This window comes from Pseudomonas sp. VEM90 (assembly GCF_054611535.1).
In genome coordinates this window covers 55,419-78,240 of record NZ_JBTRAR010000021.1, presented here as the reverse complement: position 1 = coordinate 78,240, position 22,822 = coordinate 55,419, and the positions used below count along the sequence as shown (strand labels likewise).

At 60.7% G+C, this 22,822-nt stretch carries 24 protein-coding genes; 8 read left to right on the top strand and 16 right to left on the bottom strand.

What is annotated here, in order from left to right:
- Window positions 1-44 precede the first annotated feature (44 nt).
- Entirely contained in the window at window positions 45-896 is an 852-nt protein-coding gene (locus tag ACYCCG_RS19540) for an MIP/aquaporin family protein (protein ID WP_176683656.1), read from the bottom strand.
- A 302-nt stretch (window positions 897-1,198) separates the two neighbouring features.
- Here ACYCCG_RS19540 and ybaK point away from each other — a divergent pair, with 302 nt between their 5' ends.
- Window positions 1,199-1,669, top strand: a complete 471-nt coding sequence (gene ybaK, locus ACYCCG_RS19535; protein ID WP_176683655.1) for a Cys-tRNA(Pro) deacylase — start codon at window positions 1,199-1,201, stop codon at window positions 1,667-1,669.
- Between the two features lie 37 nt (window positions 1,670-1,706).
- On the opposite strand, the gene ACYCCG_RS19530 is transcribed toward ybaK, so the two are convergent.
- Window positions 1,707-2,816: an ABC transporter ATP-binding protein gene (locus ACYCCG_RS19530; RefSeq protein WP_209967717.1), complete on the bottom strand. Its 1,110-nt coding sequence runs from the start codon at window positions 2,814-2,816 to the stop codon at window positions 1,707-1,709.
- Complete coding sequence (gene argF, locus ACYCCG_RS19525; RefSeq protein WP_176683653.1) at window positions 2,813-3,733, bottom strand: ornithine carbamoyltransferase; 921 nt, start codon at window positions 3,731-3,733, stop codon at window positions 2,813-2,815. The genes ACYCCG_RS19530 and argF overlap by 4 nt, the downstream gene beginning before the upstream one ends.
- A gap of 373 nt (window positions 3,734-4,106) precedes the next feature.
- Here argF and ACYCCG_RS19520 point away from each other — a divergent pair, with 373 nt between their 5' ends.
- Both ACYCCG_RS19520 and grxD read left to right on the top strand, forming a co-directional pair.
- A complete protein-coding gene (locus ACYCCG_RS19520; protein ID WP_209967715.1) occupies window positions 4,107-6,215 on the top strand; it encodes a molybdopterin oxidoreductase family protein in 2,109 nt (702 codons plus the stop codon).
- 91 nt (window positions 6,216-6,306) lie between these two features.
- Window positions 6,307-6,642, top strand: coding sequence for a Grx4 family monothiol glutaredoxin (gene grxD / locus ACYCCG_RS19515; RefSeq protein WP_021781969.1), 336 nt, complete (start codon window positions 6,307-6,309; stop codon window positions 6,640-6,642).
- A gap of 57 nt (window positions 6,643-6,699) precedes the next feature.
- Here the strand turns inward: grxD and bfr are convergent, their stop codons facing one another.
- Both bfr and ACYCCG_RS19505 read right to left on the bottom strand, forming a co-directional pair.
- On the bottom strand, window positions 6,700-7,173 hold the full coding sequence (gene bfr / locus ACYCCG_RS19510) for a bacterioferritin (protein ID WP_003254948.1): 474 nt from the start codon (window positions 7,171-7,173) through the stop codon (window positions 6,700-6,702).
- A gap of 199 nt (window positions 7,174-7,372) precedes the next feature.
- On the bottom strand, window positions 7,373-7,591 hold the full coding sequence (locus ACYCCG_RS19505) for a bacterioferritin-associated ferredoxin (RefSeq protein WP_003254947.1): 219 nt from the start codon (window positions 7,589-7,591) through the stop codon (window positions 7,373-7,375).
- A gap of 224 nt (window positions 7,592-7,815) precedes the next feature.
- Here ACYCCG_RS19505 and ACYCCG_RS19500 point away from each other — a divergent pair, with 224 nt between their 5' ends.
- Window positions 7,816-8,418: a peroxiredoxin gene (locus tag ACYCCG_RS19500; RefSeq protein ID WP_003254945.1), complete on the top strand. Its 603-nt coding sequence runs from the start codon at window positions 7,816-7,818 to the stop codon at window positions 8,416-8,418.
- Window positions 8,419-8,577: 159 nt separating this feature from the next.
- Here the strand turns inward: ACYCCG_RS19500 and rnt are convergent, their stop codons facing one another.
- Entirely contained in the window at window positions 8,578-9,189 is a 612-nt protein-coding gene (gene rnt, locus ACYCCG_RS19495) for a ribonuclease T (protein WP_010952252.1), read from the bottom strand.
- Window positions 9,190-9,248: 59 nt separating this feature from the next.
- Window positions 9,249-10,295 carry a dihydroorotase gene (pyrC, locus tag ACYCCG_RS19490; RefSeq protein WP_176683651.1) on the bottom strand — a complete coding sequence of 349 codons (1,047 nt, stop codon included), beginning with the start codon at window positions 10,293-10,295 and terminating at the stop codon, window positions 9,249-9,251.
- Between the two features lie 130 nt (window positions 10,296-10,425).
- Between pyrC and ACYCCG_RS19485 the strand changes: the two genes are divergently transcribed.
- Window positions 10,426-11,358 (top strand): flagellar protein MotY, encoded by a 933-nt coding sequence (locus ACYCCG_RS19485; protein ID WP_209967713.1) that lies wholly within the window; start codon window positions 10,426-10,428, stop codon window positions 11,356-11,358.
- Between the two features lie 968 nt (window positions 11,359-12,326).
- Complete coding sequence (locus ACYCCG_RS19480) at window positions 12,327-13,544, top strand: argininosuccinate synthase (protein ID WP_021781974.1); 1,218 nt, start codon at window positions 12,327-12,329, stop codon at window positions 13,542-13,544.
- Between the two features lie 67 nt (window positions 13,545-13,611).
- Here ACYCCG_RS19480 and ACYCCG_RS19475 read toward each other — a convergent pair whose 3' ends face one another.
- Window positions 13,612-14,094, bottom strand: coding sequence for a hypothetical protein (locus tag ACYCCG_RS19475; RefSeq protein WP_339443731.1), 483 nt, complete (start codon window positions 14,092-14,094; stop codon window positions 13,612-13,614).
- A 368-nt stretch (window positions 14,095-14,462) separates the two neighbouring features.
- On the opposite strand from ACYCCG_RS19475, the gene ACYCCG_RS19470 reads away from it, so the two are divergent.
- Window positions 14,463-15,086: a response regulator transcription factor gene (locus ACYCCG_RS19470; RefSeq protein ID WP_003254939.1), complete on the top strand. Its 624-nt coding sequence runs from the start codon at window positions 14,463-14,465 to the stop codon at window positions 15,084-15,086.
- Between the two features lie 72 nt (window positions 15,087-15,158).
- Here ACYCCG_RS19470 and ACYCCG_RS19465 read toward each other — a convergent pair whose 3' ends face one another.
- From ACYCCG_RS19465 to metG, 7 genes are all read right to left on the bottom strand, one after another.
- On the bottom strand, window positions 15,159-15,335 hold the full coding sequence (locus ACYCCG_RS19465) for a PA3496 family putative envelope integrity protein (RefSeq protein WP_003254937.1): 177 nt from the start codon (window positions 15,333-15,335) through the stop codon (window positions 15,159-15,161).
- Window positions 15,336-15,439: 104 nt separating this feature from the next.
- Complete coding sequence (gene nth, locus ACYCCG_RS19460; protein ID WP_143494696.1) at window positions 15,440-16,078, bottom strand: endonuclease III; 639 nt, start codon at window positions 16,076-16,078, stop codon at window positions 15,440-15,442.
- A 4-nt stretch (window positions 16,079-16,082) separates the two neighbouring features.
- Entirely contained in the window at window positions 16,083-16,607 is a 525-nt protein-coding gene (locus tag ACYCCG_RS19455) for an Rnf-Nqr domain containing protein (RefSeq protein WP_459671537.1), read from the bottom strand.
- Window positions 16,600-17,202 (bottom strand): RnfABCDGE type electron transport complex subunit G, encoded by a 603-nt coding sequence (locus tag ACYCCG_RS19450; RefSeq protein ID WP_339443730.1) that lies wholly within the window; start codon window positions 17,200-17,202, stop codon window positions 16,600-16,602. The genes ACYCCG_RS19455 and ACYCCG_RS19450 overlap by 8 nt, the downstream gene beginning before the upstream one ends.
- Window positions 17,199-18,170 (bottom strand): RnfABCDGE type electron transport complex subunit D, encoded by a 972-nt coding sequence (locus ACYCCG_RS19445; RefSeq protein WP_339535291.1) that lies wholly within the window; start codon window positions 18,168-18,170, stop codon window positions 17,199-17,201. Before ACYCCG_RS19445 ends, ACYCCG_RS19450 begins: the two co-directional genes overlap by 4 nt.
- On the bottom strand, window positions 18,167-18,715 hold the full coding sequence (locus ACYCCG_RS19440; protein ID WP_459671534.1) for an Rnf-Nqr domain containing protein: 549 nt from the start codon (window positions 18,713-18,715) through the stop codon (window positions 18,167-18,169). The genes ACYCCG_RS19445 and ACYCCG_RS19440 overlap by 4 nt, the downstream gene beginning before the upstream one ends.
- Window positions 18,716-18,820: 105 nt before the next feature.
- The gene (gene metG, locus ACYCCG_RS19435; RefSeq protein WP_459671532.1) at window positions 18,821-20,860 is read right to left on the bottom strand and encodes a methionine--tRNA ligase; all 2,040 of its coding nucleotides are present in this window, start codon (window positions 20,858-20,860) and stop codon (window positions 18,821-18,823) included.
- A gap of 158 nt (window positions 20,861-21,018) precedes the next feature.
- Between metG and apbC the strand changes: the two genes are divergently transcribed.
- A complete protein-coding gene (apbC, locus tag ACYCCG_RS19430) occupies window positions 21,019-22,113 on the top strand; it encodes an iron-sulfur cluster carrier protein ApbC (protein ID WP_176685346.1) in 1,095 nt (364 codons plus the stop codon).
- 206 nt (window positions 22,114-22,319) lie between these two features.
- Here the strand turns inward: apbC and ACYCCG_RS19425 are convergent, their stop codons facing one another.
- Complete coding sequence (locus ACYCCG_RS19425; RefSeq protein WP_003254922.1) at window positions 22,320-22,529, bottom strand: cold-shock protein; 210 nt, start codon at window positions 22,527-22,529, stop codon at window positions 22,320-22,322.
- Window positions 22,530-22,822 lie beyond the last annotated feature (293 nt).

Below are 22,822 nucleotides of genomic sequence, written 5' to 3'. Positions count from 1 at the left end.
GGCCTTGCAAGAATAGAGGGTCAGGGCTGTGCGTGGTGGCAGCATCAATTGGCTTGAGTATCGCCCTGGCGAATGTCATTTGTCTCAGGGATCGCGGCGGGCGCTAATGGCAGGTTGCGTGCAATAAGGCCGCGATAGCCAGCTGCACCCAGACAGGCGCCCAGGATCGGTGCAAATACCGGAACCAGGAAATAAGGAATATCCCGCCCGCCAGTGAAGGCGATTTCGCCCCAACCGGCCAGGAATGTCATGAGTTTTGGCCCGAAATCACGGGCCGGGTTCATCGCAAACCCCGTCAATGGGCCCATGGCGCTGCCAATCACCGCAATCAGCAGGCCGATCAGCAGCGGGGCCATGGCGCCGCGCGGCAGGCCGTTGTTGTCGTCGGTCAAGGCCATGATCACGGCCATCAGGATGGCAGTGATCACCACTTCGACCAGAAATGCCTGGCTGGTGGACAGCGACGGGTGCGGGTAGGTGGAGAACACCGAGGCCAGCTCCAGGCTGCCTTCGCTACCGCGCAGCATGGCGTGGGCTTGTTCGAAATCGAAGAACAGGTTGCTGTACAGCGTGTAGACCAGTGCGGCGCCACAGAATGCGCCGCATACCTGGGCCAGCATGTAGAAGGGCAGCTTGCGCTTGTCGAACCCTGCGAACAGTGTGAGGGCGATACTCACGGCTGGGTTCAGGTGCGCACCGGAAATACCGGCGGTGAGGTAGATGGCCATGCTGACGCCCACGCCCCATATGATGCTGATTTCCCAAAGCCCGAAGCTGGCGCCCGCGACCTTGAGGGCGGCGACGCAGCCGGTACCGAAGAAGATGAGCAGGGCGGTGCCGAGAAATTCGGCCAGGCATTGGCTGGACAGTGTGGGTTGGCGCAGAGCAGTCGTCATGTATGACCTCGTTTTTTTTGTTGTGAGGCGCGTGGCGCTCGACAGCAAAACCCGGTGTCTATCCCCATTGACCCCGGGTGATGTAGGAAATGCACCTTAAATGTGCATCGCTTATTCAGAAACGAAAAAATATAGACAAGAAACGCTGATGTCAAAGGTCGAAAGTGAACGGTCAGTCACGATATGGCCGCTAGAATCAGCTGCGGATCCTCGTACTAGAGGTGCGCTATTGCTGTCCGCTGGCTGGGATGTAGGAATTGTCCTAAAGTAGCCGCCGAGTCATCCCTGACTGGAGCCCTTGCATGACCCCCGCCCTAGACCTGTTGAAGAAGCACCGTGCCGAGCATCGCGTGCACAGCTATGAACATGACCCGAAATCGGCGTCGTATGGCCTGGAGGCGGCGGAAAAGCTCGGGCTCGACCCGCAGCAGGTGTTCAAGACATTGCTGGCAAGCAGCGAGAAAGGGGAATTGCTGGTAGCGGTTGTGCCTGTGGTGGGCACCCTGGACCTCAAGGCCCTGGCCCATGCTGCCGGGGTGAAGAAGTGCGAGATGGCCGACCCGGCGGCGGCGCAGCGGGCGACCGGTTACCTGGTGGGTGGCATCAGCCCGCTGGGGCAGAAGAAGCGCCTGCGAACCTTTATCGATGACTCGGCGCAGAGTTTTGCAACTATCCATGTCAGCGCCGGTAGGCGTGGCCTGGAAGTGGAGTTGGCAGCGGCGGTGCTGGCGGAGCATACGCAGGGCACGTTTGCCGGGATCGGTCGAGGCTGAGAGCATGGGGCCGCCAAGCGGCCCCATGGCGCTGAAGTCAAGTCGCCGAACTGTAACGACGCACGCCATTCTCCTGGCGTGGCAACTGTGCCGCAACGCTACCCGGTACCGGGAATAGCACGAGGTGATCAGCCTTCACTGCAATCTCCACGTTCTCACCGACCTCGTGGTCGTTATGGCTAGGGAAGATTGCTTCCAGCTGGCTACCGGTGGGCAACTGCAAGCGGTAGAGCGTCGATGCGCCGAGGAAGCTCTTGCCAATGATGTTCGCCAGTAGCGCGCTGCCTGGCGCATGCACGATATCATCCGGGCGCAGCAGTACATCCACCGAGCTGCCCGGCGCCATGATGTAGGCGCGGTTACCGCGCAGTTCACCCACTTCGGTATTGACCGCCTCGTGGCTGCTCATTTGCCCACGGATGAAGTATCCCTGGCCGATGAAACTCGCCACGAATGGCGTCTGCGGTTCGTGGTAAAGGTTGTAGGGCGTGTCCCACTGTTCCAGACGACCTTCCTTGAAGACGCCAACCTGGTCGCTGACGGCAAAGGCCTCTTCCTGGTCATGGGTGACCAGAATGGCGCTGGTACCGCGGCTTTTGAGAATGTCGCGAACCTCATGGCTCAGGCGCCGGCGCAGCTCCACGTCGAGGTTGGAGAACGGCTCGTCAAGCAGCAGCAGTTGCGGCTCGGGTGCCAGCGCCCGGGCCAGGGCGACACGTTGCTGCTGGCCGCCAGACAGCTCATGGGGGTAACGCCCGCCCAGTCCGCCGAGTTTGACCAGTTCCAGCATCTCTTCGATGACGGCGGCCTGGCGTGGGTGTTTGGCGATACCAAAGGCAATGTTCTGCGCCACGGTCAGGTGCGGGAACAGCGCGTAGTCCTGAAATACCATGCCGATGCGGCGCTTTTCCGGGGCCAGGGTGAAGCCGGCCCGGGAAATGACCTCGCCGGCCAAGTGGATCTCGCCTTCGTGCACCGGCTCGAAACCGGCGATGGCGCGCAGGGTGGTGGTCTTGCCACAACCGGATGAACCCAGCAGGCAACCGATGTCGCCTGCGTTCAGGTGCAGGTTGAGGTTCTGGACGATGCGCTGGTCGCCATAGCCGCAGGCGAGGTTGCGCAGGTTGAGCAGTAGGGGTTGACTCATGCGTGGTGGTAAGCCGGTTCTACAAGGAATTCGAGAAGCGCCTTCTGTGCATGCAGGCGGTTTTCAGCCTCGTCCCAGGCGACCGAACGTGGGTCGTCGAGCAGGTCCTGGCTGATTTCCTCGCCACGGTGGGCGGGCAGGCAGTGCATGAAGAGGACATCGGGTGCCGCCAGGTCGAGCAGTTCGCGGGTGACCTGGTAAGGCGCGAAATGCGCCAGGCGCCGTGCAGTTTCCTCCTCCTGACCCATGGAAGTCCAGACATCGGTGACCACCAGGTGTGCATCACGCACGGCTTCCCTGGCATCACGGATGATCTGCACGCGGTCACCGCCCAGTGCCATGAAACGTTGATCCGGCTCATAGCCTTCGGGGCAAGCGATGCGCAACTTGAAATCGAACTGCCTGGCGGCTTCGATGTAGGAGTTGCACATGTTGAAGCCATCGCCGATCCAGGTCACGGTCTTGCCTTGAATCGAGCCGCGGTGTTCAACAAAGGTCTGCATGTCGGCCAGCAGTTGGCACGGGTGCGATTCGTCGGACAGGCCGTTGATCACTGGCACGCGCGACTTGGCGGCGAACTCGGTCAGGGTGCTGTGGGCGTGGGTACGGATCATCACCACATCAACCATGCTCGACAGCACGATGGCGCTGTCACCAATCGGCTCGCCGCGGCCCAGTTGTGTGTCGCGAGGCGACAGGAAGATGGCCTGGCCGCCGAGCTGGATCATGCCGGCCTCGAAGGACACACGGGTACGGGTCGAGGACTTCTCGAAGATCATGCCCAGTACACGGTTCTTCAGCGGTTCGAACAGCACGCCTCGCTTACGCAGGTCCTTCAGCTCGATGCCGCGGCGGATCACCCCGAGCAATTCGTCGGAGGTGAAGTCCAGCAGGGAGAGAAAGTGCCTAGCGTTCATGATTGACTACCTTATCTGCAACGGTATGCAGGTCGACCGTATGGTTTTTTTGACAACGGGAGTGACCTGCGGCGTAAGCCGCACGGGGCGGACGAAATAGGGAAAGGCGCAATACTATAAGTAAATGTCGCCTGAAGCCAAGGGGGGAAAAGCGGCCTGATCGCAAAGGGTGTTGCAAAGGGTGTCTTTGCCCGTCGGCCCGTGCTGTTCTTTATTTGCTACACAAGGTTGTACACGGCTTGCCGGCAATTTGGCAAATGGCTGTCGTAAATCGTGCGCCTGATGTCGGTGGATTCACACGGCGAAGCGCACTGGCCGCAGGCAGGGGGCGGGCGCATAGTCACTGTTCGACAACAACAAGGCAGAGGCGGCCATGACCAAGACCCTGCATCACCGTGCCTGTCACCTGTGCGAAGCGATCTGCGGGCTCAACATCGAAGTCAGCCATGAGCAGGACGGGCGGGCCCTGATCAGCTCGATCAAGGGCGACCCACTTGACCCGTTCAGCCGTGGCCATGTCTGTCCCAAGGCCGTGGCGTTGCAGGACATTCAGAACGACCCGGATCGCCTGCGTCAGCCACACAAGCGAGTAGGCGAGCATTGGCACGCCATTGGCTGGGATGAGGCCTTCGCACTGGCTGCCGAAAAACTGTGGGCGGTCCAGCAGGCCCATGGGCGCAATGCCGTGGCGGTCTACCAAGGCAATCCGAGTGTGCACAATTACGGCTTGATGACCCACAGCAACTACTTTCTGGGCCTGCTCAAGACCCGTAACCGTTTCTCTGCCACTTCAGTGGACCAGTTGCCCCAACACCTGGTCAGCCACTTGATGTATGGGCATGGGCTGCTGCTGCCGATTCCGGACATCGACCACACCGGGTTCATGCTGATTCTTGGCGGCAACCCGCTGGCCTCCAATGGCAGCATCATGACCGTTCCGGACGTGGAGAAGCGCCTGAAGGCCCTGCGGGCGCGTGGTGGGCGCCTGGTGGTGGTTGACCCTCGGCGTAGCGAAACGGCGGCAATGGCTGACCGCCACTTGTTCATTCGCCCCGGTGGGGATGCAGCCCTGTTGTGCGGCTTGCTCAACACATTGTTCGAAGAAGGCCTGGCTCGGGGCTCACACTTGCCGGTCAGCGGCCTGCAGCAGGTGCGCGAGGCTATTGCGCCGTTCAGTGCCGAGGCCATGAGCGCCCAATGTGGTATTGCTGCAGCGGACATCCGCCAGCTGGCACGCGACTTCGCCGCTGCCGGGCAGGCCGTGTGCTACGGCCGCATGGGCGTCTCGACCCAAGCATTTGGCACTCTCTGCCATTGGCTGGTGCAACTTGTGAACCTGGTGACCGGCAACCTCGATCGCAGTGGCGGCGCGTTGTGCACGGAGCCTGCCGTCGACTTGGTGGCAACCACCTCGGGTGGCCATTTCAATGCCTGGCAGAGCCGTGTGTCGGGCTTGCCCGAGTACGGCGGCGAGCTGCCTGTGGCGGCCCTGGCGGAGGAAATGCAAACACCGGGCGAAGGGCAGGTGCGCGCCCTGGTGACAGTCGCCGGCAACCCTGTGTTGTCCACACCTAACGGTCGCCAGCTGGATGCGGCGCTGGAGGGGTTGGAGTTCATGCTCAGTATCGATCTCTACATCAACGAAACCACCCGCCATGCCGACCTGATCCTGCCCTCTACCACCGCGCTGGAAAACGATCATTACGACAGCACCTTCAACTTGCTGGCGGTGCGCAACGTCACGCGCTTCAACCGGGCGATCCTGGCCAAGCCGGAGGGGGCACTGCATGACTGGGAGATTTTCGTCGGTCTGGCGCAGGCGTTTGCCAAGCGTGCCGAGTTGGAGTTGAAGCCGACCTGGTCGCCTGCGCAGATGATTGATCAAGCCCTGCGCAAAGGGCGCTACGGTGAAGCAACGCGTTGGCAGCTTTCCCTGGCAACACTGGACGATCACCCGCACGGGCTTGACCTGGGGGCGTTACGCAGCAACCTCGCTGGGCGGCTGGCGACTGCCAGCAAGGCTGTCGAAGCAGCCCCGCAGGTTTTGCTCGACGACCTGCACCGCCTGGCGCAAATGACGCCCCCGGCGCCGGGCGAACTGCTGCTGATCGGGCGCCGCCATGTGCGCAGCAACAACTCGTGGATGCACAACTTCCATCGCCTGGTGAAAGGCAAGCCACGGCATCAGTTGTTGATGCACCCGCAAGACTTGCAGCAGCGGCACCTGCAGGATGGCCAGCGCGTGCGCATCCGTTCACGTACTGGCTCACTGGAGGTCGAGGTGCAGGCCTGCGAGGACATGATGCCCGGTGTGGTCAGCTTGCCCCATGGCTTTGGTCATGGTCGTCAGGGTGTGCGCATGCAAATCGCGCAGGCGCAACCTGGCGTGAGTGCCAATGACCTGACCGATGAGCGCTTTCGGGACCAGGTATCCGGAAACGCTGCGCTCAATGGCGTACCTGTGCAGGTCGAGGCCGCTTGAGGAACGGCAAGGCCGAGCACGGCGCTCGGCTTTCCGTTACAATGCGACACCGTGCCGACGACTGTGTCGGATAGTTCAGCCGAGGTGCTACATGGATATCATCGAAACGATCAAAGAGCAGATTGCCAACAACACCATTCTGCTTTACATGAAAGGCTCGCCGAATGCCCCGCAATGCGGCTTCTCTGCGCGTGCATCGCAGGCCGTGATGGGTTGTGGCGAAAAGTTCGCCTACGTCGACATCCTGCAGAACCCGGAAATTCGCGCCAACCTGCCAAAATACGCCAACTGGCCGACCTTCCCGCAATTGTGGGTAGCCGGTGAGCTGGTTGGCGGCAGCGACATCATGCTGGAAATGTTCGAGAACGGTGAGCTGCAAACCCTGATCAAGGAAGCGGCTGCCAAGGCCAAGGCTTCTGAAGCCTGATCTTCCGGCAAGCATGAAAAAACCCGCTGATCGCGGGTTTTTTCATGGGGCGAATATTTATTCTTCGCCCATCTGCGACTGCAGGTAGTTCTCGATACCGATCTTGTCGATCAGACCCAGTTGGGTTTCCAGCCAGTCGATGTGTTCTTCCTCGGACTCGAGGATATCTTCGAGCACGTCACGGGAGCCGAAGTCGCCAGCGGTTTCACAATGGGCGATGGCTGCCTTCAGGTCGACCAGGCCTTGCTGTTCGATCTTCAGATCGCACTCAAGCATTTCCTTGGTGTGCTCGCCGATCAACAGTTTGCCCAGGTCCTGAACGTTAGGAATACCTTCGAGGAACAAAATACGCTTGATCAGTTTGTCAGCGTGCTTCATTTCATCGATGGATTCTTTGTACTCGTGCTTGCCGAGTTTGTTCAGCCCCCAATCTTCGTACATGCGTGCGTGCAGGAAGTACTGGTTGATCGCGACCAGCTCGTTTCCGAGGATCTTGTTGAGATGCTGGATGACGCTTACGTCGCCTTTCATGTCGGGTTCCTGCCCTGTAGAAGTGTGTCAATCCACTGAAGTTTGAGCCCGATACTTAGGTGTGTCAAACCTAAGTTCTTGAATAATAAGTGAAAATTAATAGGAATAAGAATGTTTGTGAACCGCGTTGCACCGCTAACTTATTGAATTTCAGGCATAAAAAAACCGGACACCAGGTCCGGTTCTTGAAATTCTGGGTTCAGGCAGCGGTAAATTCGACGGGGTAGGGCAGGGCTGCCTGGCTGACCTGAAGCTCGGTCAGGGTCTCGCGGACCACCTGCTTGGCCACGCAGGCGCATTTCCCACACTGGCTGGCGACATTGGTGGCGGCTCGCACTTCCTTGTAACTGCAGCATCCTTCATAGATCGCATCGCGGATCTGTCCGTCGGTAACGCCGACACAAAGACACACATACATAAGGGCTGACCATCGCTGGTTGGGTCGATGGGTTGGAGCTTAATGGTAATGAGAATGCTTGTCAAAGATCTTTCTGAGAGGGCTGTGCTTGAGCGACCGGTGGTCGCTTTGTCGACGGAGTCGGCCTGTCATGAGAAGCCGTGTATGATGGTCGGCCTTTGTTGGATGTCGGGCAAGCTCGTCTGGCCCGGCAAACGGTTTTTCACCCTCATCAGGAGATTACAATGAGCGTACTCGTTGGTAAGAAAGCCCCCGATTTCACCGTTCCGGCCGTGCTGGGCAATGGCGAGATCGTCGATAGCTTCAACCTGGCCTCGGCCATCAAGGGCAAGTACGGCCTGGTGTTCTTCTACCCGCTGGACTTCACCTTCGTCTGCCCGTCCGAGCTGATCGCCCTGGACAACCGCATCCCTGACTTCCAGGCGCGCAACGTGGAAGTGATCGGCGTGTCGATCGACTCGCACTTCACCCACAACGCCTGGCGTAACACCCCGGTCAACAACGGCGGCATCGGTCAGGTGAAGTACACCCTGGCTGCCGACATGACCCACGAAATCTGCAAAGCCTACGACGTCGAGTCCGAAGGTGGCGTGGCCTTCCGTGGCGCCTTCCTGATCGATACCAACGGTGTTGTCCGTTCGCAGATCGTCAACGACCTGCCACTGGGCCGTAACATGGACGAGCTGCTGCGTCTGGTCGACGCCCTGCAGTTCCACGAAGAGCACGGCGAAGTCTGCCCTGCCAACTGGAAAAAAGGCGACAAGGGCATGAACGCTTCGCCTGAAGGCGTTGCTGCCTACCTGAGCGAGAACGCTGGCAAGCTGTAATTGCTGCGCGCATGAAAAAACCGGCCTTCGTGGCCGGTTTTTTTATGCCTTCCTGTGCCGGCCTCTTAGCGGGCGCGCCCGCTCCCACCGATTCTCTGCATGCCTGAAGGCAAAGGTGAACCTGTGGGGGCGGGCGTGCCCGCGAATGCTTTTGGCAGATCAATCGTTGAAATCGCGCCAGCCGCCCATTTCTTTCCAGCGGTTGACGATGCCACAGAACAGTTCAGCGGTTTTCTCGGTGTCGTAACGTGCCGAGTGCGCCTCACGCCCGTCGAAGTCGATGTCGGCGCTCTGACAGGCCCGCGCCAGCACGGTCTGGCCATACGCCAGGCCCGCCAGGGTGGCGGTGTCGAAGCTGGAGAACGGGTGGAACGGGTTGCGCTTCAGATCATTACGCGCCACTGCCGCATTGAGGAAGCCCAGGTCGAAGCTGCTGTTGTGGCCGACCAGAATCGCCCGCTTGCAGCCGTTGGCCTTGAGTGCCTTGCGCACGCCGCGGAAGATGTCGGTCATCGCGCTTTCCTCGCTGACCGCCATGCGCAGCGGGTGGTCCAGCTTGATCCCGGTGAACTCAAGCGCGGCCGGCTCGATGTTGGCGCCCTCGAACGGCTCCACTCGGTGGAAGTAGGTATGTTCGGGGAACAGGAAGCCTTTCTCGTCCATGCCGATGGTGACAGCGGCAATCTCCAGCAATGCATCGGTGGCGCTGTTGAAACCGCCGGTTTCAACATCCACCACGACCGGCAGATAGCCGCGGAAGCGTTCGGCCATCGGGTGGCGAGGACCGCTGCTGCCTTGGGTTTCCAGGTCGTCTTCGTAAAGGTCTTCGCTCACGCGTTTGCCTCCAGCAGGCGCCAGCGCAGTTTTTCGCCAGCGCGCAGCGGGACTACGGTTTGCTCGCCAAATGGCAGGCTTTCCGGAGCGGTCCATTCTTCGCGGACCAGGGTAATGGTGTCGGTGTTCGCCGGCAGGCCATAGAAGGCCGGGCCGTGCAGGCTGGCGAAGCCTTCCAGCTTGTCCAGCGCGTTACGTTGTTCGAACGCTTCGGCGTACATCTCGATGGCCGCATAGGCGGTGTAGCAACCCGCGCAACCGCAGGCTGCTTCCTTGGCGTGCCGGGCATGAGGTGCCGAGTCGGTGCCGAGGAAGAACTTCGGGTTGCCGCTGGTGGCGGCGTCCAGCAAGGCCACCTGGTGCGTGTTGCGCTTGAGGATCGGCAGGCAGTAGAAGTGCGGGCGAATGCCGCCAACCAGCATGTGGTTGCGGTTGTACAGCAGGTGCTGGGCGGTGATGGTCGCACCCACGTTGGCCGGGGCCTCGGTGACGAACTGCGCGGCGTCGCTGGTGGTGATGTGTTCGAACACCACTTTCAGCGTCGGGAAGCGCTCGACCACACGGCGCATGTGCTCGTCGATGAAGCGCTTCTCGCGGTCGAACACGTCGATCTCGCTGCGGGTCACTTCGCCATGCACCAGCAGCGGCATGCCCACTTCCGCCAGTGCCTCCAGGGCCGGGAAGATGTTGTCGATGCTGGTCACGCCGGAATCGGAGTTGGTGGTGGCACCGGCCGGGTACAACTTGGCGGCGTACACGAAACCGCTGGCCTTGGCCGCGCGGACGTCCTCGGGGCTGATGTTGTCGGTGAGGTACAGAACCATCAGCGGCTCGAAGCGGCTGCCGGCCGGGCGGGCAGCCAGAATGCGCTCACGGTAGGCGCCGGCCTCGGCGGCATTGCGCACCGGCGGAACCAGGTTGGGCATGATGATGGCACGGGCGAAGGTACGCGCCACGTCGCCAACGGTGTGGGGCAGGACGGCACCATCGCGCAGATGGATGTGCCAGTCGTCGGGGCGCAGGAGGGTCAGGCGATCGGACATTGGGGATTCCAGGCGGGTCGAACTCAAGCCCCAATCCTACCGGAAAACCCCGGGGCGAGCACGGCTATCAAGTTTTCCGCGCGGCGTCCGATAGCCTGCTGGTAAGCCGTCAGAAATTGTGGAGCCGCCCGTGCGCCAGCGTTACCTAGCCCTGTTGACCCTGTTCGCCAGCCTGCCGGCCGGCGCACTGACTTTCCAGACGCGCATGGAGAACATTGCCTGGAAGGTCGAGGGTGACCAGTTCGAGTGCCGTCTGAGCCAACCGATCGAAGGTTTCGGCAGCGGTACGTTCGTGCGCCGGGCAGGCGAGCAGCCGGTGTTCCAGCTGCGTTCGGACAGCAACGTACTGGGTGCCGGCACCGCCAGCCTGCTGGCCGCGGCAGCGCCATGGCAACCTGGGCGTGGCGATATCAACCTGGGCCATGTGCGTATGGCCCGCAGCGGAGTGCTGTTCAGCTCCTCCCAAGGGCAGGCCAGCCGGCTGATCAACGGTTTGCTCGACGGGCGTAGCACAGTCGTGCGCAACTACACCGGTGAGGCAGGCAGGCCGATGGAGGTGCGTGTGCTGCCGGTCAGCTTCGCCAAAGCCTACAATGACTATCAGGTCTGTGCGGGCAAGCTGTTGCCGATGAACTATGACCAGGTGCGCCAGACTCAAGTGGGCTTCCCTGGGGGCGGTTTCGAGCTGGATGCAGCAGCCAAGGCGCGGCTGGCGGTGATTGTCGACTACCTGAAGGCCGACCCCACGGTTAACCATATTGAGCTCAACGGCCACTCCGACAACAGTGGCAACCGCCTGACCAACCGCGACCTGTCGCGCCGTCGCGCATTGGCCGTGGCCGATTACTTCAAGGCTCACGGTGTGCCGCAAGAGCAGATTACTGTGCGCTTCCATGGCGAGCGTTATCCGCTGGCGAAGAACAACAGTGCGTCGAATCGGGCGCGTAATCGGCGGGTGAATATCGAGCTGGATCGGGTGGCGGTGGTTGAAAAAGCCGTGGAAAGGCCGGTTGAGCAAGCGGCGCCGGCTGTTGCACCGGTATCAGGGGCGAAGGCGCCCTGAGATCTGGTCGGTGCATGTCATGGGCTCGCATCAAGGCCGCCAGGGGTTCGTCACAACATTTTCAGCGCCTGTGAGATCGAGCGCCGCCCGCGCGGCGCTTCGCGGGTAAACCCGCTCCTACGTTTGTTTCGGGCCAGTCCATCCTGTGCCTGGCGCGCGCGACCGCCTTGTTTGTACAACGCGATTTCGAGGTGTATGCCAAGGCGTTCGCGCGCGGATCCCACAGGCATAATTGGCCCGAAACAAACGTAGGAGCGGGTTTACCCGCGAAGCGCCGCGCGGGCGGCGCTCGATCTCACAGGCGCAGAATGTGTCGAGGCGGACACCGGGCGGCGCTCGATCTCACAGGCGCAGAATGCGTCGAGGCGGACACCTGGCGGCGCTCGATCTCACAGGCGCAGAATGTGTCGAGGCGGACACCTGGCGGCGCTCGATCTCACAGGCGCAGAATGTGTCGAGGCGGACACCTGGCGGCGCTCGATCTCACAGGCGCAGAATGTGTCGAGGCGGACACCTGGCGGCGCTTGATCTCACAGGCGCAGAATGTGTCGAGGCGGACACCGGGCGGCGCTCGATCTCACAGGCGCAGAATGCGTCGAGGCGGACACCTGGCGGCGCTCGATCTCACAGGCGCAGAATGCGTCGAGGCGGACACCTGGCGGCGCTCGATCTCACAGGCGCAGAATGCGTCGAGGCGGACACCTGGCGGCGCTCGGTCTCACAGGCGCAAAATGTGTTGAGGCGGACACCTGGCGGCGCTCGGTCTCACAGGCGCTGAACTCCTCAAGGCATGCACGCTGCGGCTCGACGCCCCTCCATGGTCCTCATGCCACATCCCGCAGCCGACCGCCCGTCGCCCCTGCGAAAGTTCCTGTCGCTTTGTCGTCAGAAGCTGTCGCCCCACTGTAAATTTATCCGCAACGCCGGTAGAATCGGTACCTTTCCGTACAACCCCGTGGAGTGATGGCATGGCGGACGTAAAAAAGGTCGTACTGGCGTATTCCGGCGGCCTTGATACTTCGGTGATTCTCAAGTGGCTGCAGGATACCTACAACTGCGAAGTGGTGACCTTCACCGCTGACCTGGGTCAGGGCGAAGAGGTCGAACCGGCTCGTGCCAAGGCCCAGGCAATGGGCGTTAAAGAGATCTACATCGACGACCTGCGCGAAGAGTTCGTGCGTGATTTCGTGTTCCCGATGTTCCGCGCCAACACCGTCTACGAAGGCGAGTACCTGCTGGGTACTTCCATCGCCCGTCCGCTGATCGCCAAGCGTCTGATCGAAATCGCCAACGAAACCGGCGCCGACGCCATTTCCCATGGCGCCACCGGCAAAGGTAACGACCAGGTGCGCTTCGAGCTGGGTGCCTATGCCCTGAAGCCAGGTGTCAAGGTCATCGCCCCATGGCGCGAGTGGGACCTGCTGTCCCGCGAGAAGCTGATGGACTACGCCGAGAAGCACGGCATCCCGATCGAGCGCCACGGCAAGAAGAAGTCGCCGTACTCGATGGACGCCAACCTGCTGCACATCTCCTACGAAGGCGGTGTCCTGGAAGATACCTGGACCGAGCACGAAGAAGACATGTGGCGCTGGAGTGTCTCGCCTGAGAACGCCCCGGACCAAGCTACCTACATCGAGCTGACCTACCGCAATGGTGACATCGTTGCCATCGACGGCGTCGAGAAATCCCCGGCCACCGTCCTCGCCGACCTGAACCGTATCGGTGGTGCCAACGGCATCGGCCGCCTGGACATCGTCGAGAACCGTTACGTCGGCATGAAGTCGCGCGGTTGCTACGAAACGCCTGGCGGTACCATCATGCTCAAGGCTCACCGTGCCATCGAGTCGATCACCCTGGACCGCGAAGTCGCTCACCTGAAAGATGAGTTGATGCCCAAGTATGCCAGCCTGATCTACACCGGCTACTGGTGGAGCCCGGAGCGTCTGATGCTGCAACAGATGATCGATGCTTCGCAGGTCAACGTGAATGGTGTGGTGCGCCTGAAGCTGTACAAGGGCAATGTGACCGTGGTTGGCCGCAAGTCGGACGATTCGCTGTTCGATGCCAACATCGCCACCTTTGAAGAAGATGGTGGTGCCTACAACCAGGAAGACGCTGCTGGCTTCATCAAGCTCAACGCACTGCGTATGCGCATTGCCGCCAACAAGGGCCGTTCGCTGCTCTGATTGCTGGCCTGTGCGAAAACCCCGGCTCAATCCGGGGTTTTTTTATGCCTGCGGAAAGGCGGGTTGTTCAACTTCGAGGGTTTACATCTTCGCCCTCAAGTGCGCTGATCGAAAGCTGCGCACATTGACGTCTGTCCAGATTACAAAAGCGCCAGACGCGCGTGGGCTCGGGCGGTTGGGCAAGTGCGTGCAAGAGTTGTTGTTCCATCATGCGACAGGCGTCGGGGCCGGAGAACATGAATGTGACAGGTTCGCCCTGTATCGCCTCGGGGGCATCATTGGCAATAACGGGTGTGGCCATACTGTTCAGTGCTGGTGTGTTGTCGTGTGCTGTGTTGTTGGGAAGCGGGCTATAGAACGACTTGTAATTGAAGTTGAGTGTCAGAAAAAACAGTGCTGTCAGAAAGAATGGAAAACCTACCAGGAACCAGGTGTAGAGCTTTTGGCTGGACTCGCCGAGAAATGGCAGTGTGGCAAGGGCGGAGGCTTCGATAATCCCCGCGAAGATGGCAATGATCGTCAGCGGGGCGACAGGTTGTGCTTGGGTCATAGGGGCCGTCTCCAGCGGTTTTGCCCATCTTTACCTTACCGCTGTACTCAACTAAAGACTGGATTGTTTCCCGGGGGAGGAATGATCGTCAGAGAACCTCGTTGTGTTGCCTTTTCAGCGCGTTCGAGTCGGAAGTTCTCCTCTACTGAAGATCAGTACTCAACTGGCGCGTTTATGTCATTGGGTAGTACCGTTTCTTTCGGTGATAAGAAATTTATTTGTTACAACCATAGTCATAGTGTGTAGGAAGTTTCTGTAAGTTCTGTAGGTTTTGTCTGTCAATGGCTTTCACTGGTAAATCGCCGCGCCAGCAAGCGTCCTGTCGGTTATCGTGGCGTGCCAAAGCAACAACAATGTATGGATATCGCATGAATAAAGTGCTTATCGTGGATGATCATCCGGTCATACGCCTGGCCGTACGCATGCTGATGGAGCGGCATGGGTATGACGTTGTGGCGGAGACTGACAATGGGGTGGCTGCGCTGCAGCTGACACGGCAACACCTGCCGGATATTGTGGTGCTGGATATCGGTATCCCGAAACTGGATGGCCTGGAGGTAATCGCCCGCATGGCGACATTCAGCCCGGGTAGCAAGGTACTGGTGCTGACGTCGCAGGCCCCCGGCAACTTTTCGATGCGCTGCATGCAGGCGGGGGCGGCGGGTTACGTGTGCAAGCAGCAGGAGCTTACCGAGCTGCTTAGCGCTATCAAGGCTGTGTTGTCGGGTTACAGCTACTTCCCCAACCAGGCCTTGCATGCGTCACGTGGCAGGGGGGCGGGCAGCGAGACGGATATGGTGAATCGCCTTTCTGCGCGAGAAATGACGGTGCTGCAACAGCTGGCGCGAGGGCGTTCGAACAAGGAGATTGCCGACAGCATGTACCTCAGTAACAAGACGGTCAGTACCTACAAGTCGCGGCTGTTGCTCAAGCTCAATGCACGGTCACTGGTTGACCTGATCGAGCTGGCGCAACGGCAAGGTCTGAACTGATCCCGGGCCTTGGCAAAGCCTCCAGTCAGGAAGCTTTGCCAAGGCTATGGATCCATGACTACAGGACCAGAACTACAGGTCGTAATCGAAATCGGCCAGCTGCTTTTGCAGGCGCCGTTCTTCCAGCATGTTGTCGATGGTGCGGCGTTTGCTCAGGTTGGTCTTTGCGGTTTCTACTTGTGGTTCCGCGTCATCGTCTGCGGCAACAAAATCATCATCGATCGACAGGTCGTCTTTATCGGTACTCATGAGTCGCTCCAAGCCAAGGGGCCATTGGCCGACCTTATAACCAGAAAGCAGACGCTGGTAAAAAAGATTTTTTCAATCGACGTGAGTGGTTTCTGGCTATTGGCTCAATCGTCGGAGGTTTTGTGCTTGTACTCGCACAAATCTTCGATCCTGCAGCTGCCGCACCTTGGCTTGCGCGCCTGGCACACGTAGCGCCCGTGCAGGATCAGCCAATGGTGGGCGTCGAGCAGGTAGTCTTTAGGTACAAACTTGACCAGTTTCTTTTCCACTTCCAGCACCGTTTTGCCTGGTGCGATACCCGTGCGGTTACTCACGCGGAAAATGTGGGTATCCACTGCCATGGCCGGTTGGCGAAACGCTGTGTTAAGCACCACGTTGGCGGTTTTTCGACCGACACCGGGTAGCGCCTCCAACGCTTCGCGGGTTTGCGGTACCTGGCTGTCGTGGCGCTCGATCAGCAGCCGGCACGCTTCTATGACATTCTTGGCCTTGCTGTTGTATAGCCCGATGGTCTTGATGTATTTGCTAAGGCCTTCAACGCCCAGGGCATAGATGGCCTCGGGGGTGTTGGCGACGGGGAACAGGCGGGCAGTGGCCTTGTTGACGCCGACGTCGGTGGATTGCGCGGACAGTGTCACGGCGACCAGCAGTTCAAACGGGGTCGTGTAGGCCAGTTCGGTCTTTGGGTCGGGGTTGTCTTCGTGCAGTCTGCGAAAAATCTCCAGGCGTTTGGCGGCATTCATGAAATCAGGGCTTTCCTTGACGATGTGGGTGGGCAGAGCCCGGATGCAGGCGATTGTACAAGGCCAACAGCAGTCCCAGCAGCAGTAGCGCACCGGGCGCGAGGCTGGCCAGGTGCAGCTCGGCATGGCCAGCCAGCCATTGGCGGCTGGCGCCCAGCAGCAGGCAACTGGCAAAGACAGCCCCGAGGTGCTTTGCCAGCACGCGCCAGCGGCGTTGGCCTGGCAGCAGGTGGTCACTGGCCAGGCATTGCAGGCACAACAATGCGGGGTAGTGGCCCAGAGCAATGGCCAGTGGTAGTAGCCAGGCCCGCATGGCCAACTGCAGACAACTGGCCAGGGCTGCCAGCAGCAGCAGGCTGGCCAGTAGATATGCCCAGCTGGCCACGCGTTTACGCAGGGGGGCCAGCAACACTTGGTGCAGACAGCCCATCACTGCTGCGCACAGGCCGATGGCCGCGCCTTCAGCCAGCGTTCGGGTGGCGCCTAACAGGGGCGCGATGCTCATGGCCAGCAGGCCAAACCTATTCATGTGCGGCGCCCTCCAGCAATACACTACGCTGTTCATCGAAATAACTCAGCGCGTCCTGCAATGCGGCGATCACTGCCCGCGAGGTTACGGTTGCGCCGGCCAATTGGTCAAAATCACCCTGGTCCCGCTTGAGTGCCCAGTGATCGCCCAGATAGCGATTGTCGAACTGCTTCAGCCACTGCAGTTGTGGGTCACTCAGGTGATCGCCAAGCCCCGGGCTTTCCTGTTGTTCGACAACCTGGCTGCCGATCAGTCGGCCGTCTGTGGCGATGGCGACGCTTAGTACGATTGGTCCGGCATACCCCTGCACCTGTGTGACCAAAATAATGGCGCTTGGCTTGCCTGCCATAGTGGCGCGGTAAGCTGCCAGGATACGGCTGTTGGGCCGCTGTGCGGCGGGCCTTGGCAGCGGGCTTTCCAGTGGCTGGTTGTCATAGCTGCCTTCGGGCAGCACGGCCAGCCGCTGGCGGCTTTGCATTTGTTTTTCGGCGCTGGCGATGGCTGGGCTGGTCCACTGCCGCCAGGCCAGGGTGGCAGACACTGCCAATACTCCAGTCAGCAGCAGCAGGCCCACATCCCGTCCCCCCCGCTTCATCGGGCTGCCTGCTGACGTTGCACAGCCATGCGCTCGAGTACCGGAGCCAAAAGATTCATCAGCAGAACGGCGAACGCGGTGCCATCCGGGAAGCTGCCCCAAGTACGAATCAGGTAGATAAGCAGCCCTGTTCCCAGGCCGAAGCACAGCTTGGCCCAGTCGTTTCTGGGGCCGGACACTGGCTCGGTCGCAATGAAGAATGCTGCCAGCATGGTCGAGCCGGAAAACAGGTGCAGCAAAGGCGAGCCATTGGAGTCCGACCCCGAACCGTTCCAGCCCAACAGGCTGAATACCAATAACCCTGCCAGCAAACCTGCCGGCGCATGCCAACTGATCACCTTGCGCTGCAACAAGAACAGGCCGCCAAGCAGGAATGCCAAGTTGACCCATTCGCTGCCTGCCCCACCAATGCTGCCAAAGCCCGGATGGCTGGCAAACAGCTCGTCGATGGTCAGGCTGCGGTTGTGGCGTAAGCCGTCGAGCAATGTCGGCCGGGCCCAGGCATCGATCTGTTCGCCCCCAGCGAACACCTGTTGCAGGCTGTCGAGCAGGCCCGGGACCTGCCCAGGCCAATGGTTCATCTGCAACGGGAAGCTGAGCAGCACGAACGCATAACCCACCATGGCCGGATTGAACAGATTTCGCCCGACCCCACCATAGGCCTGCTTGCCGATGCCGATCGCAACACATGCCGCAATGACCGGCAGCCACCATGGCGCCAGGGTGGGCAGGGCGGCCGCCAGCAGCACGGCGGTCACCAGTGCACTGCCGTCGTTTAGCGCCTGGCTTGGTGGTTGACTGCGCAGTGCCAGCAGCAATGCTTCGCACAGCAATGCGGCACTGGCACACAGCAACAGGTTCAGCACCATGCCCCAGCCATGCAGCCACAACAGCGCCAGCAGTCCAGGCGTGCAGGCGAGCAAGACCAGGCACATGCTGGTGCGTAGCCGCGGATCGGGGCTGCTCATTGGCCAAACATTCCATTGAGGCCGGAAAACGCCATGGCCATTACCCCGGCACCGATCAATTGGATGGGCAGGCCGCGCAGCGCATTGGGGATGTCGGCGTGGGCGCTGCGCTGGTGCAGGTCGGCGAACACCATCAGCGCCAGCCAGAAGCCGCCACCCGTCAGCAAGCCTTGGAGTAGCGTGGTTGGCCAGCTGACGTCGTCGCTTGCCTGTTGCAGGGCCAGCCCAAGCGCTGCGGCATTGCTCAACAGCAGCGCTGGCAACCCCGCTACGGGCCAGGCCGGGCGCCACTTGGCCAGTAGCCAGGGCAGGCCCCAGGCGAGCAAAGCCAGCCAAGGCAATAGCAGGAACAGGGCAAGTTCGTGGATGTGCAGCGGGGCAAGTACGGCGTGCGCCAACAGTTGCGCGCCGATTACGCCCAGTGCAATGCACAGGGCACAGGCCAGGCCGTGCACCTGCAGTTGCAACCCGGAGAGTGGCTGTCGGAGCTGGCACAGGTGATTGATCAGTGCGGCGCTGATCAGGACCAGGATGTAGTCATTCATGAGATGACGATAGCCGGGAATCAGGGTGATTGTCCGGGTTTGACATGAAGGGGCCTGCGTATTGTGGGAGCGGGCAGGCCGCTCCCACAATGGCCCGCAGGGCTGTTACTTGATGCGCTGGCCTGGCTTGGCGCCGCTGTCCGGGCTCAGCAGGTAGATTTCTTCACCGCCAGGGCCGGCAGCCATGACCATGCCCTCGGATACGCCAAAGCGCATCTTCCGTGGCTTGAGGTTGGCCACCATCATGGTCAGGCGGCCTTCCAGTTTGGACGGGTCTGGGTAGGCCGACTTGATGCCGGAGAACACGTTGCGGCGCTCGTCACCAATGTCCAGGGTCAGTTGCAGCAACTTGTCGGCACCCGCTACGGCTTCAGCCTTGACGATCAGCGCCACGCGCAGGTCGACGGCCGCGAAGGTATCGAACTCGATCTCGGCCGACAGCGGGTCCTTGGTCAGTTCGCCATTGCCCGCCGGGGCATTGGCTTCGGCAGCCAGCAGGTCTTCCTTGCTGGCAGCGATCATGGCTTCGACCTTGGCCGGCTCGATACGGCTCATCAGGGCCTTGAACGGGTTAAGCGGGTGGTTTTCCAGGCGTGTCAGGTGGTCGTTCCAGGTCAGCGGGGCCACGTTGAGGAAAGCCTCGGCGTCAGCAGCCAGCACCGGCAGTACCGGTTTGAGGAAAATCACCAGTTGGCGGAACAGGTTGATGCCTTGGGCGCAGATGGCCTGGACTTCATCCTGCTTGCCTTCCTGCTTGGCCAGTGACCACGGTGCCTTGTCGGCGATCCAGGCGTTGGCGCGGTCGGCCAGTGCCATGATTTCGCGCATGGCACGGCCAAGATCACGGGCCTCATAGGCTTCGGCGATGGAGGGGGCGGCAGCCAGGAAGGCTTCGGTCAGCTCAGGCGCGGCATCACCGCCTACCATCACGCCTTCGTTGCCCTTGTGGATGAAACCGGCGCAGCGGCTGGCAATGTTGACTACCTTGCCGACCAGGTCGGAGTTGACCTTCTGCACGAAGTCTTCCAGGTTCAGGTCCAGGTCGTCGACGCCACGGCCCAGCTTGGCCGCATAGTAGTAACGCAGGTATTCCGGCTGCAGGTGGTCCAGGTAGGTGCGGGCCTTGATGAAGGTGCCGCGCGACTTGGACATCTTGGCGCCGTTGACCGTCAGGTAGCCGTGCACGTTGACCGCGGTTGGCTTGCGGAAGCCGGCGCCTTCGAGCATGGCTGGCCAGAACAGGGCGTGGAAGTTGACGATGTCCTTGCCGATGAAGTGGTACAGCTCGGCCTTGGAGCCTTCGTTCCAGAAGGCGTCGAAGTCCAGCTCCGGGCGGCGTGCGCAGAGGTTCTTGAAGCTGGCCATGTAGCCGATCGGCGCATCCAGCCATACGTAGAAGTATTTGCCAGGCTCGCCCGGGATCTCGAAGCCGAAGTACGGCGCGTCGCGGGAGATATCCCACTCCTGCAGGCCGGAGTCCAGCCATTCTGCCAGCTTGTTGGCTACCGCGTCCTGCAGGGTGCCGCTTCGGGTCCACTGCTGCAGCATGGCCTGGAAGTCTGGCAGCTTGAAGAAGAAGTGCTGGGAGTCACGCAGTACCGGGGTGGCACCGGAGATGGCTGACTTGGGGTTCTTCAGCTCGGTGGGTGCATAGGTGGCGCCGCATTTTTCGCAGTTGTCGCCGTACTGGTCTTCGGCCGCGCACTTCGGGCAGGTGCCCTTGATGAAGCGGTCGGCGAGGAACATGCCTTTTTCCGGGTCGAAGTACTGGGTCACCGAGCGGGTGGCGATGTGCCCGGCTTCACGCAGGCGCGAGTAGATCAGGCTCGACAGCTCGCGGTTCTCTTCGCTGTGGGTGGAGTGGAAGTTGTCGAAGTCCACCAGGAAGTCGGCGAAATCGCTGCTGTGCTCGGCCTGGACATTGGCGATCAGCTGTTCCGCGGTGATGCCTTCCTTTTCGGCGCGCAGCATGATGGCCGAACCGTGGGCGTCGTCGGCGCAGACATAGATGCACTGGTTGCCGCGCAGCTTCTGGAAGCGTACCCACATGTCCGTCTGGATGTACTCCAGCATATGGCCGAGATGGATCGATCCATTGGCATAGGGCAGGGCGCTGGTGACGAGAATCTGGCGTGGCTCGGACATGGTGGCTCGGCTACTTATCTGGCTACGGGGTAAAAATGAGGGTGATCGGCCACTATAAAGGGCTGGCGAAGATATTTCACCCCGCAAGCGTATCTGCTGACGATTGACGGGTTAGGATAGGCGGCTGTTTTACATTCAGTTTGCCAATGGGAGTCTCCATGAGTGCCGTCACCCGTGCCGCCGTTGAAGGCGTGCTTCGCCAGTACACCGACCCCTACCTGAACCAGGACCCGGTCAGCGCCGGCTGCGTGCGCGCCATCGATATCCAGGGCGGGCAGGTCAGCGTGCAGTTGCAGTTGGGTTATGCCGCAGGGCTGTTCAAGAGTGGCTGGGCCCAGGTGCTGCAGACCGCCATCGGCAGCCTTGAGGGTGTCAGTGGCGCCCAGGTTTCGATCGACTGCGTGGTGGCCGCGCACAAGGCCCAGGCACAGGTGCCAGCCATGGCCAACGTCAAGAACATCATCGCCGTGGCGTCGGGCAAGGGCGGTGTGGGCAAGTCGACCACCGCAGCCAACCTGGCCTTGGCCCTCGCACGTGAAGGCGCACGGGTAGGTATTCTCGATGCCGATATCTACGGCCCCAGTCAGGGTGTGATGTTCGGCATCGCCGAGGGCACCCGTCCACAGATTCGCGAGCAGAAGTGGTTCGTGCCGATCAAGGCTCACGGTGTGGAAGTCATGTCCATGGCTTTCCTCACAGACGACAACACGCCGATGGTATGGCGTGGCCCGATGGTGTCTGGCGCGCTGCTGCAACTGGTCACCCAGACCGCCTGGGATGACCTGGATTACCTGGTGATCGATATGCCGCCAGGTACCGGTGACATCCAGTTGACCCTGGCACAAAAGGTCCCGGTGGCCGGTTCGGTGATCGTCACCACGCCGCAGGATCTGGCTCTGCTGGATGCCAAGAAGGGCGTGGAAATGTTCCGCAAGGTCAACATTCCAGTGCTGGGCGTTGTCGAGAACATGGCCGTACATATCTGCTCGAATTGCGGCCATGCCGAGCACCTGTTCGGTGAAGGTGGCGGCGAGAAGCTGGCCAGCCAGTATGGCGTCGACCTGCTGGCGTCGCTGCCGTTGTCGATGCTGATACGTGAGCAGGCCGACAGCGGCAAGCCGACGGCGATCGCCGAGCCGGAAAGCCAGATTGCCATGGTTTACCAGGAACTGGCCCGCCAGGTGGGCGCGCGGATCGTGCTGCAGGAAGCAGCGGCGCCAGCAATGCCGAGCATTACCATCAGCGAAGACTGACGCAGTCCCAGTGGGAGCGGCCTTGTGTCGCGAAAGGGGTGCGAAGCGCCCCCAAGATCCGTGATGCAATCAAGTATTGCTGGGGCCGCTTTGCGGCCCTTTCGCGACACAAGGCCGATCCCACACTTGCATGCATGGCTTTTGCACAGGCATAAAAAAACCCGCCAGAAGGCGGGTTTTTTTGAAAGCTAGGAAGCTAGATCGACTTAGGCGATCTGAACTTCTTCAGCCTGCATGCCTTTCTGGCCGCGGGTAGCGACGAAAGTAACAGCCTGGCCTTCTTTCAGGGTTTTGAAGCCGTCAGCTTGGATGGCTTTGAAGTGCACGAACAGGTCGTCGCCCGACTGAGGGGTGATGAAGCCGTAGCCTTTCTCATCGTTGAACCACTTAACAACACCGGATTGACGGTTGGACATTTTTCTGTCTCCTTGGACAATTTGATAACGGTCAGGAAAAACCCTGCCCGGGACTGAGCGCAAAGAGAGCAGAAAATTCAGCGATGGGCCGATCAGGATCGTGCATCAAACTAGAGATTCTCGGTGTCACGTGCAGCACAGTGGCAACACCTTACCCCACTTTCCGCAACCTGCCAATGGTCAGAAGGCGCTTTAGGCAAATTCGGATCGGCGGCGGCTGCAGCCCCCACCCGGCGCGGGATTTGGGATGGAACTTTAACCTGGGCGCCGGGACCGGTAATATGCGCATCACG

What these genes read in the sequence shown, in the direction of transcription:
- ACYCCG_RS19540 (WP_176683656.1), bottom strand. Translation starts at nt 896, where the DNA reads ATGACGACTGCTCTGCGCCAACCCACACTGTCCAGCCAATGCCTGGCC.
- ybaK (WP_176683655.1), top strand. Translation starts at nt 1,199, where the DNA reads ATGACCCCCGCCCTAGACCTGTTGAAGAAGCACCGTGCCGAGCATCGC.
- ACYCCG_RS19530 (WP_209967717.1), bottom strand. Translation starts at nt 2,816, where the DNA reads ATGAGTCAACCCCTACTGCTCAACCTGCGCAACCTCGCCTGCGGCTAT.
- argF (WP_176683653.1), bottom strand. Translation starts at nt 3,733, where the DNA reads ATGAACGCTAGGCACTTTCTCTCCCTGCTGGACTTCACCTCCGACGAA.
- ACYCCG_RS19520 (WP_209967715.1), top strand. Translation starts at nt 4,107, where the DNA reads ATGACCAAGACCCTGCATCACCGTGCCTGTCACCTGTGCGAAGCGATC.
- grxD (WP_021781969.1), top strand. Translation starts at nt 6,307, where the DNA reads ATGGATATCATCGAAACGATCAAAGAGCAGATTGCCAACAACACCATT.
- bfr (WP_003254948.1), bottom strand. Translation starts at nt 7,173, where the DNA reads ATGAAAGGCGACGTAAGCGTCATCCAGCATCTCAACAAGATCCTCGGA.
- ACYCCG_RS19505 (WP_003254947.1), bottom strand. Translation starts at nt 7,591, where the DNA reads ATGTATGTGTGTCTTTGTGTCGGCGTTACCGACGGACAGATCCGCGAT.
- ACYCCG_RS19500 (WP_003254945.1), top strand. Translation starts at nt 7,816, where the DNA reads ATGAGCGTACTCGTTGGTAAGAAAGCCCCCGATTTCACCGTTCCGGCC.
- rnt (WP_010952252.1), bottom strand. Translation starts at nt 9,189, where the DNA reads ATGGCCGAACGCTTCCGCGGCTATCTGCCGGTCGTGGTGGATGTTGAA.
- pyrC (WP_176683651.1), bottom strand. Translation starts at nt 10,295, where the DNA reads ATGTCCGATCGCCTGACCCTCCTGCGCCCCGACGACTGGCACATCCAT.
- ACYCCG_RS19480 (WP_021781974.1), top strand. Translation starts at nt 12,327, where the DNA reads ATGGCGGACGTAAAAAAGGTCGTACTGGCGTATTCCGGCGGCCTTGAT.
- ACYCCG_RS19475 (WP_339443731.1), bottom strand. Translation starts at nt 14,094, where the DNA reads ATGACCCAAGCACAACCTGTCGCCCCGCTGACGATCATTGCCATCTTC.
- ACYCCG_RS19470 (WP_003254939.1), top strand. Translation starts at nt 14,463, where the DNA reads ATGAATAAAGTGCTTATCGTGGATGATCATCCGGTCATACGCCTGGCC.
- ACYCCG_RS19465 (WP_003254937.1), bottom strand. Translation starts at nt 15,335, where the DNA reads ATGAGTACCGATAAAGACGACCTGTCGATCGATGATGATTTTGTTGCC.
- nth (WP_143494696.1), bottom strand. Translation starts at nt 16,078, where the DNA reads ATGAATGCCGCCAAACGCCTGGAGATTTTTCGCAGACTGCACGAAGAC.
- ACYCCG_RS19455 (WP_459671537.1), bottom strand. Translation starts at nt 16,607, where the DNA reads ATGAATAGGTTTGGCCTGCTGGCCATGAGCATCGCGCCCCTGTTAGGC.
- ACYCCG_RS19450 (WP_339443730.1), bottom strand. Translation starts at nt 17,202, where the DNA reads ATGAAGCGGGGGGGACGGGATGTGGGCCTGCTGCTGCTGACTGGAGTA.
- ACYCCG_RS19445 (WP_339535291.1), bottom strand. Translation starts at nt 18,170, where the DNA reads ATGAGCAGCCCCGATCCGCGGCTACGCACCAGCATGTGCCTGGTCTTG.
- ACYCCG_RS19440 (WP_459671534.1), bottom strand. Translation starts at nt 18,715, where the DNA reads ATGAATGACTACATCCTGGTCCTGATCAGCGCCGCACTGATCAATCAC.
- metG (WP_459671532.1), bottom strand. Translation starts at nt 20,860, where the DNA reads ATGTCCGAGCCACGCCAGATTCTCGTCACCAGCGCCCTGCCCTATGCC.
- apbC (WP_176685346.1), top strand. Translation starts at nt 21,019, where the DNA reads ATGAGTGCCGTCACCCGTGCCGCCGTTGAAGGCGTGCTTCGCCAGTAC.
- ACYCCG_RS19425 (WP_003254922.1), bottom strand. Translation starts at nt 22,529, where the DNA reads ATGTCCAACCGTCAATCCGGTGTTGTTAAGTGGTTCAACGATGAGAAA.